We start from the raw sequence: 18,289 nt of genomic DNA on the forward strand, positions 1-18,289 counted from the left end.
ACGCCCGTCGCGCGGCCGACGACCGGTCGTCCGCGCGACCGATCCCCGGGCACGTCAGCGCCGGTTAGCGTGGCGGTCCGACGACCAGGAGGTTCGACATGACGACCCCGAAGGACCGCGCCCGGGCTGCCGTGGTGAGCGGGCTGGCCACGACCGCCTACTACGCCGTGCCCGACCTGCTGCACTCCCGCCGGGCACGCGGGTGGGCGAAGGTGGCCTGCCTGGTCCCCGTCGTCGCGGTGAGCCTGCCGACGTCCCGCGAGGAGTGGGACGAGCTGCGCACGTCGGCGCGCGACGCGCGCGCCGCCCTCGCGGCGGCGCAGGACGGCGGCACCGAGGCCGCCGCGCAGGAGGGCGGCACCGAGGCCGCCGCGCAGGACGACGAGGCCGTCCGGGCCGGGTCGTCCGTGCGGTTCAAGGTCGCCATGGGCGCGGCCGCCGCGGTGGCGCTGGTCGGCTCGACCGTCGCGACGGTCGCCGCCGAGCGGTGGGTGTTCCGCCGCGGAGAGGCACGCGCGGCGGCCGGGGTGCGGTACCCGCACACCCGCACCGCGCTGGTCCTGGGTGTGCTCAGCGCGGCGGTCGGGCTGATCCCCGAGCCGTCCGAGAGCCGCTGATCCGCTCGCCACGGCGGGCGGGCGCGGTGCCGGGACCCAGGGCCCACACCGCCCGCCGGGGCGCGGACAGACTGCGACGCGACAGCCACGCACCGCGTGGACCGCGTCGGAGGGAACGTCCATGAGCAGCGTCCTCGTCGTCGGAGGTTCCGGCCTCCTCGGCTTCCACACCATCGTCGAGCTGGTCGCGCGCGGGCACCGCGTCACCAGCCTGTCCCTGCCGCCGGCGGCGACCGACGTGACGTTCCCCGAGGGCGTCGCGACGCTGTGGGCGGACCTGGGCGCGATGACCGACGACGAGCTGACCTCCGTGCTCCTCGACGTCGACGCCGTCGTGTACGCCGCCGGGGCCGACGAGCGCACCGTGCCGCCGGCCCCGGCGGCGCACTGGTTCCACGAGGCGAACGTGCGGCCCACGCAGCGCGTCGCACGCCTCGCCCGGCAGGCGGGCGTCTCGCGCTTCGTGCTGTTCGGCTCGTACACCGCCGAGTTCGCCGAGCGGTGGCCGGACCTCGGCTACCGCACGCACAACGGCTACCCCCGGACGCGTCTCGCGCAGGAGGAGGTCGCCCACCTCGAGGGCGACGGCGCGATGGACGTCATGGTGCTGCGGCTGCCCTACATCTTCGGGATCGTCGGGCAGCGCCGCCCGCTGTGGCAGTTCGTCCTGGACCGGGTGCAGACGCCCGGCCCGGTCGCGGTGCTCGGCGGATCCACGTCGTCCGTGACGGTCCGGCAGGTCGCGCAGGCCGCGGCCGGCGCGCTCGAGCACGGCACGCACGGGGCGCGGTACGCGATCGACGCGTACGAGCTGACGTACGCCGAGCTGTACCGCCTCGCGTGCGAGGCCGTCGGCCGCGACCCGCAGGACGTCGTGGTCGTCCCCCTCGACGTGATGCTCCCGCACGCCGAGCGGGCGGACGCCGCGGCCGCGGCCGCCGGGGTCGAGCACGGCATCCACGTCGTCGACGGCTTCCGCTTCCAGGACCGCCGGGCCGTCAGCGACCCCGAGGCGACCGCCGCCGTCCTCGGGATCGAGCCGGACGACGTGGTCGAGGCCGTGCGCGAGACGTTCCGGTGGTGCGTCGAGCACCCGCAGCCCGCTCCCGTCGGCTGACGGGCCGGGGCGCCCCTCCGCGGGGCGCCCCTTCCCAGGGGCGCCCGGGGTCCCTAGCCTGGCGGGCGGGCCGCGACGTCGCGGCGACACCCCCCTGCCCCCGGGAGCGTGCGATGCCGGACGATCCGCAGACCCACGTCATGCCGCCCGTGCGCGGGCTCGGCCACCACGTGCTCGGCCGCCGCGGGTTCCTCGCGCTGACCGGCGCGGCCACGGCCGTCGTCGCCGGTGCCGGTGCGGCTGCCGCGCACGACGGACGGTCCTGGGGGCCGCGCCCGTCGCTGCCGCACGGCCCCGGCCGCCACCACGGCGGCGCGGCCGGCGCCGAGCGTGCCGCCGTCGCGTTCGTCCGTGCCGCGACGGACGCGTACCCGGCCGTGAACACCGGGCCGCGGCTCGCGCAGAGCTACACCGACGAGCTGGGGCTGTTCTCCACGGCGTTCGTCTACGACAACGCGCTCGCCGTCTGCGCGCTGCTGGCGGACGGCCGGCGCAGCAGCGTCGAGACGGCCCGGGTCATCGGCGACGGCCTGGTGTTCGCGCAGCAGCACGACCCCGACCACGCCGACGGGCGGCTGCGGCAGGGCTACAACGTCGGCCCGTACACGTTCTACGACGGCACCCCGCAGCCCGACGGGTTCGTGCGTGCCGACGGGTACGCCAACGTCGGGTGGCAGTTCGGGTTCCTGGGCACGGCCGTGGGCGACATGGCCTGGCCGGGCATCGCGCTGCTGCAGCTGTACCGCGCGACGCGCGACCCCGAGTACCGCGACGCCGCCGTGCGCATCGGCGAGTGGATCGTGACGACCACCTGGTCCACCGCACCCCTGGGCGGGTTCTCGTTCGGCGTCGACGGCGGCGACCAGCCGGTGCCCAACGGGTCGACGGAGCACAACGTCGACTGCGTCGCGTTCTTCACGATGCTGCGCAAGGTCACGGGCGACCGGCGCTGGACGGCCGCCGCCGAGCACGCGCTCGCGTTCGTCGACCGCATGTGGGAGCCACGCTCCGGCTGGTTCTGGACGGGCACGAACGACGGCGTCGAGATCAACCGGGACCCCGTGCCCCTGGACCCCGCGACGTGGAGCCGGCTGGCGATCCGCGAGCGTCGCTACGACGGCGCCCTGGACTGGGCGGCCACCGCGCTCGCGGTCACGGACGACGCCGCGGCACCGACGTCGCAGCTCCCCGACGGCGAGCGGGTCTCGGGTGTCACGTTCAGCACCGCGTCCCTCACGTCCACGGCCCAGTACAACGGGATCACGGTCCACCCCGACGGCGTGTGGCTCGAGGGCACCGCCCAGCTCGCGACGTCGCTGCTCGACCGTGACCGCCGCGGCGACCGGCACCGGGCCGAGGACCTGCTGGCCCAGGTGCGGCACGCGCAGGACGTCCTCGGGGGTGGCCAGCACCTCGGGGGCGTGGCGGTCGACGGCGGCGTCGTCGCCGCGTCCAGCCTGCTCGACACCGGCTTCGGGTTCGGCTACTTCCAGGTGCAGCACGTCGGCGCGACGTCGTGGTTCCTGCTCGCGTCGACACGCTCGAACCCGATGCGCTGGGGCGGACTGGGCTGACGGGCCGGGGCGGTGTCAGCGGGGGGTCGTGTCCCCGTCGACGTACTGCCAGCCCTCCGGCCCGCGCACGAACCGGTTGACCTCGCGCACGGACCCGCGCCCGTCGGGCCCGCGCCAGAACGCCTCGAACTCCACGGTGCCCGCGGTGTCGAACGCGCCGCCGCCGGACGTCGCGAGCACGTCGAGGCGGTACCAGCGCACGTCCTCGTCCAGCGCGAGGTCCGCCGGCCGGGTGGACGGGTGCCAGGAGCGCAGCAGGTGCGCGGCGTCGCCGACGGCGAACGCGCTGAAGCGCGAGCGCATGAGCTGCTCGGCGGTGCCGGCGGTGCGCGCGCCGGAGTGCAGCGGCTCGCAGCACTCGTCGAACGGCAGGCCGCTGCCGCAGGGGCATCTGGTCACGGCAGCAGTATCCCGGTCACCGCAGCACGACCGTGCCGGCGGGGTTCCGCGCCGCCAGGACGCCGTCGATCGTGCCGACGCTCGTCACGTCGGGCAGGTCGGCCTCCCACCGCACGGTGCCGGCGCCGGGGTCGACCGCGACGAGCTCGGCGCGCGACGCCGGGGCGTCCAGGCCGTCGACGAGGAGCAGCACGCCGTCGGTCGCCAGACCTGCGACCGCCGCGTCCGGGCTGAACAGCTCCGGTGCGGTCACCTCCCACAGGATCTCGCCGGTGCGGGCGTCGAGCGTCGACACGCGGTACCCGTCGTGCGCGTGCACGCGGCCACCCAGGACCAGCGCCTCCTGGGTGCCCGTGACGTCGCGCGCGCGCCACCGCATCTCGCCCGTCGCGGCGTCCCAGGCGCGCAGGCCGCCGGACAGCGTGAGCGCCAGGTCCGGGACGCTGCCGTCGTCGACCGTCACCGGGATGGGGCCACCGTCCAGGCGCACGTCACGCTCGGGCCCCATCAGCCGGGTGTAGCCCTCGCTCGCCACGACCAGCGCGGACCCGTCCGGTCGGGCGCCCAGGACGGTCGCGAGGGTGCCGGCCGACCCGGTGGCCGTCCCGTCGGACGCGTCGAGCAGCACGGCACCCGCCCCCAGGACGGCGACGGCCTCGTCGCCCACCGGGACCACGCGCACCTCGGCGCCCCACCGCAGCCAGCCACCGCCGAACCCGGTCTCGGCGTGCACCCGCCACCGTTCCGCGCCGGTCGCGGGGTCGAGCGCCCACGCCGTCGTGCCGTCGTCCAGCGGCGCCGCCAGCACCACCTGGTCCCCGACCACCTCCAGCGCGGCCGCGACGGCACCGCCCTCGTCCGCCCCGTGCCGTTCCCGGACCTCGCCGTCCCCCAGGTCCACGACGACGACCGTCGCCGACGTCGCCGGTGCGCTCCTCGTCGTCGACGCGCCCGCGCCCTGCCCGTCCGGCGTGCTCACCGACGTCGCGTCGTGCGCCAGGCACACGAGGCGGCCCGGCAGGCCCGGACCGTCGGCGCACTGCAGGCCGTACCGCGTGGTGTCCTCGGCCAGCGGCACGGTCGGGGCGCCCAGCACCGGCACCGTCCACCGTTCCGCGCCCGTGGCCACGTCGCGCGCCGTGAGCGTCATCGCGCCGTCCGCCGCGATCCGCTCCTCGACGAGGTCGCGTCCGACGACCACGACGTCCACCGTGTCGTCGTCGACCTGCCACGCGACGCGCGGCGGGTCCGGCTGCGGCGCGAGCACGCCGGGCAGCCGCCCCACGGCGGTGACGCGGGCGCGCTCGCGCGCGTCGGCCACGACCTGCGCCGCGACGAGCACCAGTGCGACCGCGACCAGCACCGCGATCCACCACCGTCGACGGACCGAGGGAGCGGGGTCCTGCGGGGTGGGCGCGTCGGCGTCGTCGTCGAGCACGACCAGCACCGGGTCACCCACGACACGCACGCTACCGACCGGCGGCGTGCGCGGCGCGGGCGGGCGTCAGCCCAGGACCGTCGACCGTGCCTCGGTCGGTGCCAGGTCGGCCACCACCAGCATGTTCATGACGGACCGGACCAGGTCCGCGTCGGTCCGGGCGTCCGAGGTCACCGTTCCCGACGCGTGGCTGACGTGCAGGCGTCCGTCGAGCAGCATGGCCGAGCCGGTGAGCGGGTCGGCGGACCACACGGCGACGGCGAGGACCAGCAGCACGACGACGGCGACGGCGATGCGCCGCCGGTACGGCCGGGGGGAGGCGGACGGCCCCGGCGACGTGCTCGACGCCGGTCCCGACGACGGCGCCCCGCCGCTGCCGCCGGGCTCGTCGTCGTCGATCAGCTCGACGGTGCGCAGAGGACCACGGGGCGCCATCGCCGCAGGCTAGCGGCCCACGTGGCGTGCCGGGAGGGGTCGTCCCACGGCCCGGGTCCCGCCCTCACCGGACCCGGGCGCACGTCACCCCCCGGCCGGGGGGGAGGCCGGGGGGTGACGGGTCACGGGGTGTCGACGACACCCCGTGGGGCGGGCGCCGGGGCGCCCGGGTCAGCTCGCCGCGTGCCGCCGGCGGCGGACGAGCAGGAGAGCGGCACCACCGGCGATCGCGGCGATCGCGGCCAGGAGCCCGACGGCCGCCTGCGTGCCGGTCGCGGCGAGGGTGTCGTCGTCCTCGACGGCCGAGAGCACCTCCGAGCGCTCGGTGGCCGTCGGCGTCGGCGCGGGGGTGGGCGTGGCGCTGGGCGTGGGCGTCTCGGCGGGTGCGGGCAGCACCTCGCTCGTCTCCGACGGCGACGGCGACGGGACCGGCGTCTCGACCGGTGCCGGCAGCACGTCACTCGTCTCCGACGGCGACGGCGACGGCGTCGGTGTCGGCGACGGGGCGGGCGTCTCGACCGGTGCCGGCAGCACGTCGCTGGTCTCCGACGGCGACGGCGACGGAGCGGGCGTCGGGATGGCCGACGGGCTCGGGGAGGCCGAGGGCGTCGGCGTCGGCGTCACCGGCGGCGTCGTGACCGGCGGCGGGACGACCTCGCCCGCGTCGCAGAGCGCGTCGATGTCCACCAGCTTCGTCACGTCGTAGTGCCCGTAGTACGCCAGCGTGTCCGCACTGAACCCGCCGTCCGGCGGCGTGATGACGGTCGGCACGCTGGCCAGCAGGTCGAGCTTGCGGCCCGCGACGCCGTTGCCGACCAGGTCCACCTGCAGGCCGTAGGCGCCGGGGGCGGCGCAGACGTCGGCGGTGTCCTTGGCGTCGAGCGTCAGCGGGATGACCTGCGCGTTCTTCGGCAGCCTCGGCGACGCCTCCCGGCGGGCCGACGCGTCGTCCGTGGGCCACGCCCAGACCTCGTGCAGCGCGACGCGGTGCTGCGTGCGGCTGTTGGACCAGCCCGCCGGCTTGCTGACGTCCTTCTTCTTGTAGAGGAAGTACCCCGTCGCCTTCTCACAGGTGTACGCCTCCCAGGCGATGGGGTCGCCGTGGCGCTTGCCCCCGCAGAGGTCGGCGGGGGAGGTGGTGGGCTTGCCCTTGTCGGGGCGGCCCTTGTCGGGACCGGACGAGTACCCGGGCTTGCCCGAGCCGTGCTGACCACCGCCGGCGGCGGCAGTGGTGGCGGGCAGCACGACGAGTGCTGCGACGGACATGAGGACGATGGGCAGGCGGCGGTTCACGGGGGGACTCCTCGGCCGCGGACGCTTGGACGGGTGCCCGCCGGTACGGCCACGCCGTCGGGCGTAACGGACAATAGAGGCAAACGCCTGCCGGTTGGTGAACTTCTGTCCAAGTTGTGGATGAATCATCCGTTCGGACCCGTGTGCGGTGGTTCGCGGGGCGCGGGTCGGCGGCCGCGGAGGGGAGGTCAGGCGGGTCGCGCGAGGGAGGCGACCGCACGTGCGAGCAGGTCGGCCGACGCGTCGGCACGTGCGTCGTCGTGGTCCGCCACCCACGTCTGGACGACGCCGTCGGTGGCCGACAGCACGAGCGCCGCGACGTGCTCGACGGGTGCGTCCCAGGTGACGCCGCCGCGGTCGGACCAGGACACGAGCTGGCGCTCGATCTCGGCGAGGTACTGGCGCCGCTCCCACTCCGCCGCGCTGACGTCCGCGTCGTCGCGCGCCGCCCGGATGAGCTCGAAGAGGGCGGCCTGGTGCCCGGGGTCGGCGCGCACGATGTCGAGCTGTGCCCTGACCGCCTGCCGGAGCGCGGTCTCGAGGTCGTCCGTGGCCGTGGCCGCGCCCCACGCGGCGGCGGCGCCGGTGAGCTCGCGGTCGATCAGGGCCCGGACGAGGGCGGCCTTGGACCCGAACACGTAGTGGAAGATCCCGTGCGTCACGCCGGCGCGGGCCGTCACTGCGCGCGTGGTCAGACCGGCGAGCCCGTGCTCGCGCAGCACGTCGAGCGCGGCGTCGAGGAGCTGTGCCCGCCGCTCGTCGGCGGAGCGGTGGGCGCCGCTGGAGGAGGGGGTCACCCCGCCATCGTAGGCAGATCTTGGCCAACTGACTTGGACACATGGCCAAGTTCGCCCTAGCCTGCGGGTGAGCAGACCGCCGACCGCAGGAGGGCCCGTGATCGTCGTCGTCCCCGCCGCGCCCTCGGACCTGCACGCCGCCGCGGCGGTCCTGGCCGGGTCGTTCGCGGACGACCCGGTGACGGGCGCCGTCGTCGGTGGCGCCGCCGCCGACCGGCTCGCGCGCACCCAGCACCTCTTCGTCGGCCTGCTGCGGCCCGCCGTGGCGGACGGGACGGTCGACGTCGCGCGGCGCTCGGGCGACCCCGACGTGCTCGGCGTCGCCATCTGGGAGGCCCCGGGCGCGGTCACCAGCATTCCGCGGCTCGCGCGTCAGCTCCCGTCGTTCCTGCGGGCCTGCGGCGCGGGCGGCCTGGTCCGAGCGGCGACGACCAAGCACGCGATCGACCGGCACCGCCCGCGCCGGCCGCACTGGTACCTGCAGGAGATCGGCGTCGTGGCCGAGGCCCGCGGCATGGGGGTCGGCGGCACGCTGCTCGACGCCCGGCTCGCCGTGGTCGACGCGCAGGACGCACCCGCCTACCTCGAGTCGTCGACCGAGCGGAACCGGCGCCTGTACCGGCGCCACGGTTTCGTCGACGTGGCCCCCGTGCGCGGCGTCACGGCCGCGCCCATGGCGATGTGGCGGCCGCCCGTCACCGAGCGCTCCGCCCCCACCGTCGCCACCCCCGACCCGACGGCCTGACGCCCGGCCGTCCCGCGGGAAAACCCCTTGGCGGGCCACGGCGCGCGTCGTAGCGTCGGGGGTACACGGAAGGGAGGTGGTCCGAGACATGAAGTCTTTCCGGACGCGTGAGGTGGCTGCCCGCTAGCCGCCCGAGTCATCGGACGGACTGCTCGATCCGCTCCTGCTCCGCCGGCACCGGCCGGCCGGGTGGCCGGCGAGTCCACGGCAGTCACCGCAGCCCGTGGGAGCCGCGACCTCGTCCTTCGCGGCAGGGCCCCGTCAGGGGTCCGGCCCACGGGCTGTTCCCTGCCCGCACCGCGGCAGGTGAGAGGCTGGGACCGTGGCCCTCAAGTCCCCCGCCGAGATCGAGCAGATGCGCCCCGCCGGGCGGTTCGTGGCCGACGTCCTGACGTCGTTGCGCGAGGTGGCCCGCGTCGGCATGACGACGGCCGACCTCGACGCGCACGCCCGCGAGATGATCGCGAAGGCCGGCGCGCACTCCGTCTACCTGGGCTACCACCCGAGCTTCGGGGCGATGCCGTACCCGGGCGTCCTGTGCACGTCGGTCAACGACAGCGCGCTGCACGGCCTGCCGTCGGAGCGGGTGCTGCAGGACGGCGACGTGCTGAGCATCGACTTCGCGTGCCAGGTCGAGGGCTGGGTCGCGGACTCGGCGCTGACGTTCCAGCTCGGCACGCAGACGCCCGAGGCCCAGCGCCTCATCGCGGCGACCGAGCAGGCGCTGGCCGCCGGCATCGCCGCCGCGCAGCCGAACGCGCGCATGGGCGACGTCTCGGCGGCGATCGGCCGCGCCGCGCGCCAGGGCGGGTACGGGATCAACACCGACTTCGGCGGGCACGGCGTGGGCCGCACGATGCACGAGGACCCGCACGTCCCCAACGACGGGCGCCCGGGCAGCGGCCAGCGGCTCAAGCCCGGTCTGGTGATCGCGATCGAGCCGTGGTTCATGGCCGGCGGCAGCGGCTACGTCATCGACGACGACGGCTGGACCATCCGCAGCGCCGACGGCTCGCTCGCGGCCCACGCCGAGCACACCGTCGCGATCACGAAGCGCGGCCCGGTGGTGCTGACCGCTCGGGACTGACACCCGGGCCGGCGCCGGCGCGGTCCGCCGCTCGATCCCACCCCGCGCGGCGCGGCGGCGCGACACGATACGGACATGAGCGGACGCGAGGGCACCGGGCAGATCCCCACCGCACCGCCCGTCGACGTGCGGGCGTACCGCGAGGAGCCGGGCGCCGGCTCGAGGCCCTGGTACCGGGACACCTACCGATGGCTCACACCCGTCTTCGCGGCGGGCCTGGTGCTGGCGTGGCAGACGACGGACGTCGCGCCCGCGGTGCTCGCGGCGGGGATCACCGTCATGGCGGTGGGCCAGGTGCAGGGCCGACGCGGTGCCGTGCGGCGGACGGTCCTCGAGGTGGGTGCGCTCGGGGCCGTCGCGGTGGCCGCCCTGGTGCTCTGGGACCGCCTGCGCCCGCTGCCCGCGGGCGAGCTCGCCGTGCAGCTCGTCGTCGGAGCGCTCGCGGGTGCGGGCGTCGTCGCGCTGGTCGCCGCCGTCAGGCGTCGCCGCGCAGCTCGGGCGGCACGGCCGACGGCGGTGTGACGCCGACGGGCTCGACGAGCTCGAGCGGGTCCTCGTCGAGGTCGAGGACGCGCGAGCGGGCGGGCGGCGTCAGCGCCGTCTCGAACCGCACGGTCGCCTCCCGGCCGCGCACGTGCACGACCCAGCCGCGGCCGAGGGTCGCGTGCTCGACGTCGAGCCCGGGCCGCGCGTTGGACTCGTCGAGCGGCCGGCCCACCTGCGACCCGCCGAGCGGGCGCCCGACGACGGCCTTCTCCGCGCCGACGAGCCGCGCGTCGTCCTCGACGAGGGTGGCGACGAGGTCGGTGTCGCCCGACGCGTCGTCGTCCGGTGCTGCACCGGGACCGTCGTCGTCGCGCGCGACCTCCGCCAGCCGCCCGCCGACGTGGTCGTGCTCCCCGACGACCGCGCGCCGCGGCGCGTCGAACAGGTGCGCGTCGAGGTCGAGGGCCAGCTGGGCGTGCGACGACAGCGCGTGGAACGCGACGCCCAGCAGCCGCACCGGCTCGACGATGCCGGCGGCGAGCACCGCACGCCGGGCCGCGTCGCGCAGCTCGGCGTCGGACGCCGTCGGGTGCGGGAACGTCACCGAGCGCGTCACGGTGGAGAAGTCGGCGTAGCGGACCTTCGCGACGACCGTGCGCGCGGCCCCGCCGTGGCGCTCGAGCCGCTGCAGGGCCTCGTCGACGACGTCGTCCACGGCGGACAGCACGACGTCGCGGCCGCGCAGGTCGGTCGCGAACGTGCGCTCGGCGCCGGCGGACTTGCGCTCGGTCGTCGTGACGACGGGCCGGTCGTCCAGGCCACGGGACATGAGGTAGAGGCCGGTGCCGTGCGCCTCGCCGAGCGTCATGGTGAGCGTGTCCAGCGGCTGGCGGCGCAGGTCGGCGACCGTCCGCACCCCGAGGCGCTCGAGCGCACCCTGCGTCGCGGGGCCCACGCCGGGGACGGTGCGGACGTCGAGCGGCAGCAGCACGTCGTCCTCGTCCTGCGGCCGCACCACGACCACGCCGCCGGGCTTGCGCAGGTCGGACGCGATCTTCGCGACGAGCTTGGACCGCCCGACGCCGACCGACACCGTCAGGCCCGTCAGCTCGGCGACGCGGGCCTGCACCTGCGCGGCCGCGTCCTCGGGCTCGGGCGTGCCGCCGGGGCACAGGGCGAGGTCGGCGAACGCCTCGTCGATCGACAGCGGCTCGACCGCGGGCGTCAGCTCCCGCAGGACCCCCATGATGACCTGCGAGTACGCGGCGTACGCGGCGAACCGGGGGGCCAGCACCGCCGCCCCTGGGCTCAGGCGCCGCGCCCGCGACATGGGCATCGCCGAGCGCGCCCCGTGCCGCCGCGCCTCGTACGACGCGGTCGAGACGACGCCGCGCCCGCCGACCCCGCCGACGAGCACCGGCTTGCCGCGCAGCGACGGCTTGTCGCGCTGCTCGACGGCCGCGAAGAACGCGTCGGCGTCGAGGTGCAGGACGGTCGCGGAGTCGCGCACGCGCACGGCGGCCACGAGCCGCTGCGCTCGCTCGGCTGCCGGGTCCACCCCCCCATCCTCCGATGCCGGCGCGGGGTGCTCGTCCACGTCTCGGGACGCGGCCGTCGCGAGACCGGGCTCAGTGAGCTCATGGCCGACCATCAGCGACGTCAGCCCGGTCTCGCGACCGGCGCGTCCCACGACGTGGACGAGCGGGGCGTCAGCAGCTCTCGTGGACGGCACCGGGTGCCGTGCGCGGCAGCACGTCGCGGTCGCGCAGGACGACGGACAGGCCGGTGGCCCGCGTCGCGGGGTCCTGCTGCTCCGCGCACGCGGCGTCGAAGGCCGCACGGTCGTACTCGACGTCGAGCACGACGGGGTAGGCCGACGTGTACACGTCGCACTCCTCCCACTCGCGGCACTCCTCGGCGACGGCGAGGTCCGCGCCCAGCGCCCGGACCTGCGTCGTCAGCTCGGCGGTGTTCTTCTGCGCGAAGGCGAGGCCCGCGGCGTGCGCCCGCTCGACGAGCAGCGCGGCGTACGCGAGCGTGTCCGTCGTCGAGATGCGGCCGAGCGATCGGGTGTAGGAGTCGAGGTTGTCGACCTCGACGGCGTCGAACCCGGCGGCGGCGCACGCGTCGATCGCCGCGCCGACGCGCTCGGCGACGCGCTGCCGCAGGTCGTCCTCGGAGATGTCGTACAGCACCTCGTCCGGCCAGCCCTCGTCGCGCAGCGGCTCGCCGGCGTGGTGGAGCACCAGGCCGGGGTCGGTGCGCAGCAGGCGCTCGGTCTCGTGCGGCTGGGTCTGGAAGCCGTTGACGTAGCAGACGTCGTACCGGCCGGTGGGGGCCGCGGTCGAGTCCCGGACGACCACGCCCGCGCCCGCCGCGGGCTCGTCGGCACCACCGAGCTGGTACTCGAACGGCGTGCCCGGCGCGGGCAGCGTCACGGCACGGGCCGCCGGTGACGGGCTCGCCGCCGGTGTGCCGTCCGGTTCCGGCCCGGGCGTCGTCGGCGCGGACGGTGACGACGACGTCGGCGGGGAGCCGGCGGCGGGTGCCGCGTCGGGCGTCGGCGCGGCGCCGTCCGCCGGGGCGGGTTGCGCGGTCGACGTGGGGGCGTCGGGGGTCGACGAGGTGACGGGTGCAGTGCCGTCGACGGGCGCGCGGCACGCCGTGACCAGCACGAGGACCGCGCACGCGGCCACGAGGGCTGACGTGCGGCGGGGCGTCGTCCTCGGCACGCCGTCACTGTAGGCAGCCCCGCGGGGACCTGCCACGGCTGGCCACGGACGGGTGACCCGGGCGCCCGAGGCCGGTGAGAATCATCACGGGCCGGTAACGGAAGTTCGGTGACCTGCGAGGATGCTGGTGTGCCTACCCCTTACCGCGTGATGACCGTGTGCACCGGCAACATCTGCCGCTCGCCGATGGCGGAGATCGTGCTGCGGGAGCGGTTCGCGGCGGCCGGGCTCGCCGACGTGGTCGAGGTCGACTCGACGGGCATCAGCGGCGAGGAGCACGGCAACCCCGTGGACTGGCGCGCCCGGTCCGTGCTGCGCCGCCACGGGTACTCCACCGGTGACGGGCACGGTGCGCGGCAGACGCGTGCGTCGCACCTGGCCGCGCGCGACCTGGTGCTGCCCATGACCGCGGCCCACGCCCGCGCGCTGCGGCGCCTGGCCGACGACGACCCGGCGGTGACCGAGCGGATCCGGATGTTCCGCAGCTTCGACCCCGCCGCCCCGGCGGAGCCGGGTCAGCCCGAGCAGGTGCTCGACGTGGACGACCCCTGGTACGGCCCCGAGGAGGGGTTCGAGACGACGCTGGCGGAGATCGAGGCGGCGGCCGACGGCATCGTCGCCCACGTCCGCGACGCCCTGCGCTACCGCGCCGACCCGGCCTGACTCCACCCATGTCGTGACGCTGCGGACGCGCGCCGATGTGGCACGGTGCTCGCTGTGCCCCCCGCGATCCGCCACGTCCTGTTCCCCGGCCGCCACCACCTGGTCACGTCGTTCCAGGTCACGTACCTGACGGACCTGCTCGCCGGGCGCGTCCGCGACACCGCGGGCGAGCCGGTCGCGTGCGCGCCCGACGCGCGGGTGGTGTGGGCGCTGACGTCCGCCACGCACAGCGGCACGCGGCGCAACCCCGTCCCGGCGCACCGCCGCGAGGCCATGATCGAGGCGGTCACGACGCGCGCCGGGCTGCCGTCGCTGGTCGTGCCGGTCGCCGACGTCCTGCCCAGCCCGCGGTTCGCGCACACGGTGCTCGCGACGTCGGAGCTGGTGCTCGGGCACGCGCTCACGCCGGCCGACACCGTGGTCGCCTGCTCGACGCCCGACGTCGCGGCGATGTACGCGGCCGACGGGTTCCGCGTCGTGACGGTCGAGGACGGCGCACCGGGCGACCCCGACCGGCCGTGGGCGGTGCTCGAGCGGATGGTGGCCGGCGACGAGGCGTGGCGCGCCCTGGCGCACCCGGACGCGGTCGCGTTCTACGAGCGCTACCGCCTCGACGAGCACGTGCGGCTCGTCCACACCGACCCGACCGTGCAGGACGACGGCGACCTGACCGAGACCCGCGACTACGCGACGTACACGGCGGCGTTCGACGACGCGTCGGACCGCAAGTGGGCGCAGGTCGCGCCGCACGTGCGGCCGGGGCGCGTCGTCGACCTGGGCTGCGCGGCCGGTGGCCTGCTGGAGCGCGCCGCGCGGGACCCGCGCCTCGCGGAGTCGGACCTCTACGGCGTCGACGTGTCCCGCCACCTGGTCGCCGAGGCGGAGCACCGCCGCGCGCAGGGCGTGTTCGCCAACCCCAACGTGTTCTTCGCGCAGCGCAACCTGCTGCTGGGCCCGGTGTTCCACGAGCGCTCCGTCGACACGACGACCACCATCGCCCTGACGCACGAGATCGCCAGCTACGGCGACGGCCGCGCGGACCTCGAGCTCCTCGCGCGCCGCATCTTCGACCAGACGCGTCCGGGCGGGGTGTGGATCAACTCCGACGTGCTGGGCCCGGCCGAGCCGGACCGCGTCGTCGACCTGGTCCTCGACGGCGACGGCGACGTGCCCGCGCGCGACCTGACGGCCCTCGAGCGCGGGGACGCCGCCGCGTACGTCGCGGCACTCTCGCCCGCGGCCAGGCTCACGCAGTTCACCCAGGACTTCCCGGCGCTGTCCGGCGCGGACGTGAAGGTCGAGTGGGTCGAGCGGGGGACCGCCCGCAGCGTCGCGCGCACGACGCTGCGCACCGCGATGGAGTACCTGTACACCCGCGACTACACGGACTCGTGGCTCTCGGAGTGCCACGAGCGGTTCTGCGACCTCACGGGCGACGACTGGGCGGACCTGCTGACGGGTGTGGGCTTCGAGCTCGAGCCGGGCAGCGGGCCGTGGCGCAACGACTGGCTCGTGGAGAACCGCCTGCGGGTGGGCGCGGCGCTGCGGGACCCGGTGACGGGCGAGGCGATCGACTGGCCGGACACGCACGTGCTGACGGTGGCGCGGCGGCCTCTGGTGCCGGTGGCGGGCTGACGTCGAGGATCCTCGACGCGTGCCGAGAGGCGTCGACAGCCGTCGGGTCCGCTGCGGCGCGGCAGGATGGGCGTCATGAAGGTCGCCGCCCGCGCGCACGTGCCGCCGTTCGCTGTCATGGAGATCCTCGCTGCCGCGAACGCGCGCCGCGCCGCCGGGGAGCACGTGCTCAACCTGTGCGCGGGTGAGCCGTCGACCGGGGCGTCCGACGTGGTCCGGCAGCGCGCGATCGAGCTGCTGACGGCCGGGGACCTGGGGTACACCGAGTCGCTGGGCGCGCCCGGGCTGCGCGCTGCCATCGCCGCGCACTACGGCGACACGTACGGCGTCGACGTCGACCCGGCGCGCGTCGCGGTCACGACCGGGTCGTCCGGCGGGTTCGTGCTCGCGTTCCTGGCGGCCTTCGACGTGGGCGACCGGGTCGCGCTGGCCCGGCCCGGGTACCCCGCGTACGCGAACATCCTGGCGGCGCTGGGCTGCGAGGTCGTCGACCTGCCGTGCGGGCCGGAGCAGCGCTACCAGCCGACGGTCGCGCAGCTCGAGGCGCTGGACCGGCCGGTCGAGGGGCTCGTGGTCGCGTCCCCCGCCAACCCGACGGGCACGATGATCGCGCCCGACGAGCTCGCGGCCCTCGCGGCGTGGTGCGGCGAGCACGGGGTCCGCCTCGTCAGCGACGAGATCTACCACGGCATCACGTACCCGGACGCGGCGGGTTCGACGCCGGCGACCGCCACCGCCGCGCAGTACCTCGACAGCGGCGCCGTCGTCGTGAACTCGTTCTCCAAGTACTGGGCGATGACGGGCTGGCGGCTGGGGTGGCTCGTCCTGCCCGACGACCTGGTCGCGCCCGTCGACGCACTGGCCGGCAACGTCGCGCTGTGCCCGCCGGCGCTCGCGCAGCACGCGGGCGTCGCGGCGTTCAGCGCGGAGGGCATGGCGGCCGCGCGCGCCAACGTCGAGCGGTACGCGGCGTCGCGCCGCCTGCTGCTGGACCGGCTCCCCGACCTCGGCTGGGACCCCGTCGCCCCCGCGGACGGCGCGTTCTACCTGTACGGGGACGTGTCGGCGAGCGGCCTGGACTCCGTGACGTACTGCGCTCGGCTGCTCGACGAGGCCGGGGTGGCGCTGACGCCGGGCACCGACTTCGACCCGGCGGACGGGCACCGCTGGGTGCGGCTGTCGTTCGCGTCGTCGCCGCAGGTCGTCGCCGAGGCGGCGGACCGGGTCGTCGCGTGGCAGGCGACGCTCTGAGCCCGGCCCGACGCCCCGCTGCGGCCGCTCAGGACAGCGCGTCCTGCGAGGACGACTCCAGCAGCACGCGGTAGCGGCCGGGCTCCTGCGCGAGCACCTCGTGCCGCCCCGCCTGCACGACGCGGCCGCCCTCCAGCACCACGATCCGGTCCGCGTGGCGGACGGTCGACAGCCGGTGGGCGATCATCAGGACGCCCGCGTCACCGAACAGCTCGCCCATCGCCGCCCGGACGCGCGCCTCGGTGGAGGTGTCGAGGTGGGCCGTCGGCTCGTCGAGCACGACGAGGGCCGGTCGCTTGAGCGCCGCGCGGGCGATGGCGAGCCGCTGCCGCTCGCCGCCGGACAGGCGGTGCCCCTTCTCGCCGATCACCGAGTCGAGCCCGTCGTCGAGCTGCCGGACGAGGTCGTCGAGGGCGACCGCGCGCAGGACGTCGAGCAGCTCGGCGTCCGTGGCGTCGGGGTTCGCGTACCGCAGGTTGTCGCGCACGCTGGCGTGCAGCACGTACGGCTCCTGCGGGATGTACGCGACGAGCTGCGCCCGGCGGTCCTCGTCCAGGTCGCGCAGCGTGCGGCCGGCGACCTCGACGACGCCCTCGTCGCAGTCCACGAGCCCTGCCGCGATCCCCGCGAGCGTCGACTTGCCCGCGCCGGAGGAGCCGACGACGGCGACGACCTCGCCCCGGCCGATCGCCAGGTCGATGCCGTCGAGGGCGTTGGCGTGCTCGCTCTCGTCCCGGGCGACGGCGACGGGGCGGATGTTCCCGTCGAGACCGGTGAGGGGGAGCCACGCGATCGACAGCGCGTCGCCGGCGTGGGACAGGCCGTCGATCGAGTACGAGGCGACGGCCGGGTAGCGGTACCGGACGCCGCGCATGAGCAGGGCCGGCGCCGGGTCGTCGCGGCCGGGTCCCGCGGGGGAGGGCTCGGCGGCGGTGGCGGTGCCCGGCCGGGTCGACGGTGCCGCGTCCTCGTCGCCGGTCGGCCCCGCGGCGAGCACGGCCTCGACCCTGTCCAGCGCGATCGACGAGCGCATCCGCGGGTAGCGCGTGTTGAGCAGGCTCTGGACCGGTGCCTGCAGCTGCTGGAGGTACAGCACGATGAGGATGACGCTGCCGACGGTCACGTTCTGCTCGGCGACGAGCCACACCCCCATCCCGAGCGCCCCGGCGGTGATCGCGACGAAGGCCGTGCCGTAGCTGGCGCCCGAGGTCGCCGCCGCCTTCGCCGTGGCCGCCGACAGCACGGCGAGCTCCCGGGCGTGCTCCTCGAAGTGGGCCTGCTCGTGCCGCGTCCGCCCGTGCTGGCGGGCGAGGACGGCACCGTCGCGGCTGACGAACGTCTCCGCGGTGGACGCGAGCTCCTTGGTGACGTCGAACGACTTCCCGATGAGCTCGTTGATGCGCGCCTCGGCCTTGCGCACGTAGGCGATGGCGACCGGGATGACGACCAGCAGCACGACCAGGCGCGGGTCGATGACGGCCACGATCGCCACCGAGGCGACGATCGTCGTGACGCCCGAGACGACGACGGGGTACACCGACGTGTACATCGCCTCGGCGCCGTGGGCGTCGCTGGTGAGCCGGCTGACGACCGCCCCGGGGCGGACCGTCGTGTAGAAGTGGATCGGCATCGTGGTCAGCCGCCGGAACATCGACGACTGCATGTCCGCGATCACCGCGCCTGCCGCGCCGGTCGAGACGACCTTCGCCGCGTACGCCGCCCACACGCCGACCAGGCCCAGGGCGAACATCCCGGCGACCTGCCAGGCGACCTGCGTCCCGACGGTCCGCTCCTCGACGAGCCCGTCCACGACCGACCGCAGCAGGAGCACCTGCAGCAGCGGTGCGACGCCCCCGACCACCTGGAAGGCGTACGACCACGCGAACCGCCCACGGTGCGCCCGCACCAGCCGGTCGACGTGACGCCTGCCGGTGGCGGCCGGAGGAGGGGAGGTCTCGGTCGTCGTCACGGGTCTCCTCGTCGTCGGCCGGGCGCGCGGTGCGAGCCCAGGGGGCCGCGA

17 protein-coding genes are annotated in these 18,289 nt (G+C 75.9%); 9 read left to right on the plus strand and 8 right to left on the minus strand.

Annotation, left to right across the window (positions count from 1 at the left end; all coding sequences use genetic code 11):
- Nucleotides 1-98: 98 nt before the first annotated feature.
- The 3 genes from NP075_RS00260 (at nt 99) to NP075_RS00270 (ending at nt 3,308) form a co-directional block, all read left to right on the plus strand.
- A complete protein-coding gene (locus NP075_RS00260; RefSeq protein ID WP_227563713.1) occupies nt 99-617 on the plus strand; it encodes a hypothetical protein in 519 nt (172 codons plus the stop codon).
- 121 nt (nt 618-738) lie between these two features.
- On the plus strand, nt 739-1,734 hold the full coding sequence (locus tag NP075_RS00265; RefSeq protein WP_227563714.1) for an NAD-dependent epimerase/dehydratase family protein: 996 nt from the start codon (nt 739-741) through the stop codon (nt 1,732-1,734).
- Between the two features lie 113 nt (nt 1,735-1,847).
- Complete coding sequence (locus NP075_RS00270; RefSeq protein WP_227563715.1) at nt 1,848-3,308, plus strand: YyaL domain-containing protein; 1,461 nt, start codon at nt 1,848-1,850, stop codon at nt 3,306-3,308.
- 15 nt (nt 3,309-3,323) lie between these two features.
- On the opposite strand, the gene NP075_RS00275 is transcribed toward NP075_RS00270, so the two are convergent.
- The 5 genes from NP075_RS00275 to NP075_RS00300 form a co-directional block, all read right to left on the minus strand.
- Nucleotides 3,324-3,707: a YchJ family protein gene (locus NP075_RS00275; RefSeq protein WP_227563716.1), complete on the minus strand. Its 384-nt coding sequence runs from the start codon at nt 3,705-3,707 to the stop codon at nt 3,324-3,326.
- A 16-nt stretch (nt 3,708-3,723) separates the two neighbouring features.
- On the minus strand, nt 3,724-5,166 hold the full coding sequence (locus NP075_RS00280; RefSeq protein WP_227563717.1) for an outer membrane protein assembly factor BamB family protein: 1,443 nt from the start codon (nt 5,164-5,166) through the stop codon (nt 3,724-3,726).
- 45 nt (nt 5,167-5,211) lie between these two features.
- The gene (locus NP075_RS00285; protein WP_227563718.1) at nt 5,212-5,580 is read right to left on the minus strand and encodes a hypothetical protein; all 369 of its coding nucleotides are present in this window, start codon (nt 5,578-5,580) and stop codon (nt 5,212-5,214) included.
- Between the two features lie 171 nt (nt 5,581-5,751).
- Nucleotides 5,752-6,873, minus strand: coding sequence for an LPXTG cell wall anchor domain-containing protein (locus tag NP075_RS19025; protein WP_284439907.1), 1,122 nt, complete (start codon nt 6,871-6,873; stop codon nt 5,752-5,754).
- A gap of 188 nt (nt 6,874-7,061) precedes the next feature.
- Nucleotides 7,062-7,670, minus strand: a complete 609-nt coding sequence (locus tag NP075_RS00300) for a TetR/AcrR family transcriptional regulator (protein WP_227563719.1) — start codon at nt 7,668-7,670, stop codon at nt 7,062-7,064.
- A 97-nt stretch (nt 7,671-7,767) separates the two neighbouring features.
- Here NP075_RS00300 and NP075_RS00305 point away from each other — a divergent pair, with 97 nt between their 5' ends.
- The 3 genes from NP075_RS00305 (at nt 7,768) to NP075_RS00315 (ending at nt 10,024) form a co-directional block, all read left to right on the plus strand.
- Nucleotides 7,768-8,415 carry a GNAT family N-acetyltransferase gene (locus NP075_RS00305; RefSeq protein ID WP_227563720.1) on the plus strand — a complete coding sequence of 216 codons (648 nt, stop codon included), beginning with the start codon at nt 7,768-7,770 and terminating at the stop codon, nt 8,413-8,415.
- A 322-nt stretch (nt 8,416-8,737) separates the two neighbouring features.
- Nucleotides 8,738-9,502, plus strand: coding sequence for a type I methionyl aminopeptidase (gene map / locus NP075_RS00310; RefSeq protein WP_227563721.1), 765 nt, complete (start codon nt 8,738-8,740; stop codon nt 9,500-9,502).
- Nucleotides 9,503-9,577: 75 nt separating this feature from the next.
- On the plus strand, nt 9,578-10,024 hold the full coding sequence (locus NP075_RS00315; RefSeq protein WP_227563722.1) for a hypothetical protein: 447 nt from the start codon (nt 9,578-9,580) through the stop codon (nt 10,022-10,024).
- Here NP075_RS00315 and NP075_RS00320 read toward each other — a convergent pair.
- Both NP075_RS00320 and NP075_RS00325 read right to left on the minus strand, forming a co-directional pair.
- Nucleotides 9,978-11,546, minus strand: coding sequence for a DNA polymerase IV (locus NP075_RS00320; protein ID WP_227563723.1), 1,569 nt, complete (start codon nt 11,544-11,546; stop codon nt 9,978-9,980). The genes NP075_RS00315 and NP075_RS00320 overlap by 47 nt on opposite strands.
- Nucleotides 11,547-11,697: 151 nt before the next feature.
- Entirely contained in the window at nt 11,698-12,720 is a 1,023-nt protein-coding gene (locus NP075_RS00325; protein ID WP_227563724.1) for an endo alpha-1,4 polygalactosaminidase, read from the minus strand.
- A gap of 129 nt (nt 12,721-12,849) precedes the next feature.
- Between NP075_RS00325 and NP075_RS00330 the strand changes: the two genes are divergently transcribed.
- The 3 genes from NP075_RS00330 (at nt 12,850) to NP075_RS00340 (ending at nt 16,269) form a co-directional block, all read left to right on the plus strand.
- Nucleotides 12,850-13,383, plus strand: a complete 534-nt coding sequence (locus tag NP075_RS00330; protein WP_227563725.1) for a low molecular weight protein-tyrosine-phosphatase — start codon at nt 12,850-12,852, stop codon at nt 13,381-13,383.
- A 54-nt stretch (nt 13,384-13,437) separates the two neighbouring features.
- The gene (locus NP075_RS00335; protein WP_227563726.1) at nt 13,438-15,018 is read left to right on the plus strand and encodes a class I SAM-dependent methyltransferase; all 1,581 of its coding nucleotides are present in this window, start codon (nt 13,438-13,440) and stop codon (nt 15,016-15,018) included.
- Nucleotides 15,019-15,093: 75 nt separating this feature from the next.
- Nucleotides 15,094-16,269, plus strand: coding sequence for an aminotransferase class I/II-fold pyridoxal phosphate-dependent enzyme (locus NP075_RS00340; protein ID WP_227563727.1), 1,176 nt, complete (start codon nt 15,094-15,096; stop codon nt 16,267-16,269).
- A gap of 28 nt (nt 16,270-16,297) precedes the next feature.
- On the opposite strand, the gene NP075_RS00345 is transcribed toward NP075_RS00340, so the two are convergent.
- Nucleotides 16,298-18,238 carry an ABC transporter ATP-binding protein gene (locus NP075_RS00345; protein ID WP_227563728.1) on the minus strand — a complete coding sequence of 647 codons (1,941 nt, stop codon included), beginning with the start codon at nt 18,236-18,238 and terminating at the stop codon, nt 16,298-16,300.
- Between the last annotated feature and the right edge of the window lie 51 nt (nt 18,239-18,289).

The organism is Cellulomonas wangsupingiae (genome assembly GCF_024508275.1).
Lineage (GTDB): Bacteria > Actinomycetota > Actinomycetes > Actinomycetales > Cellulomonadaceae > Cellulomonas > Cellulomonas wangsupingiae.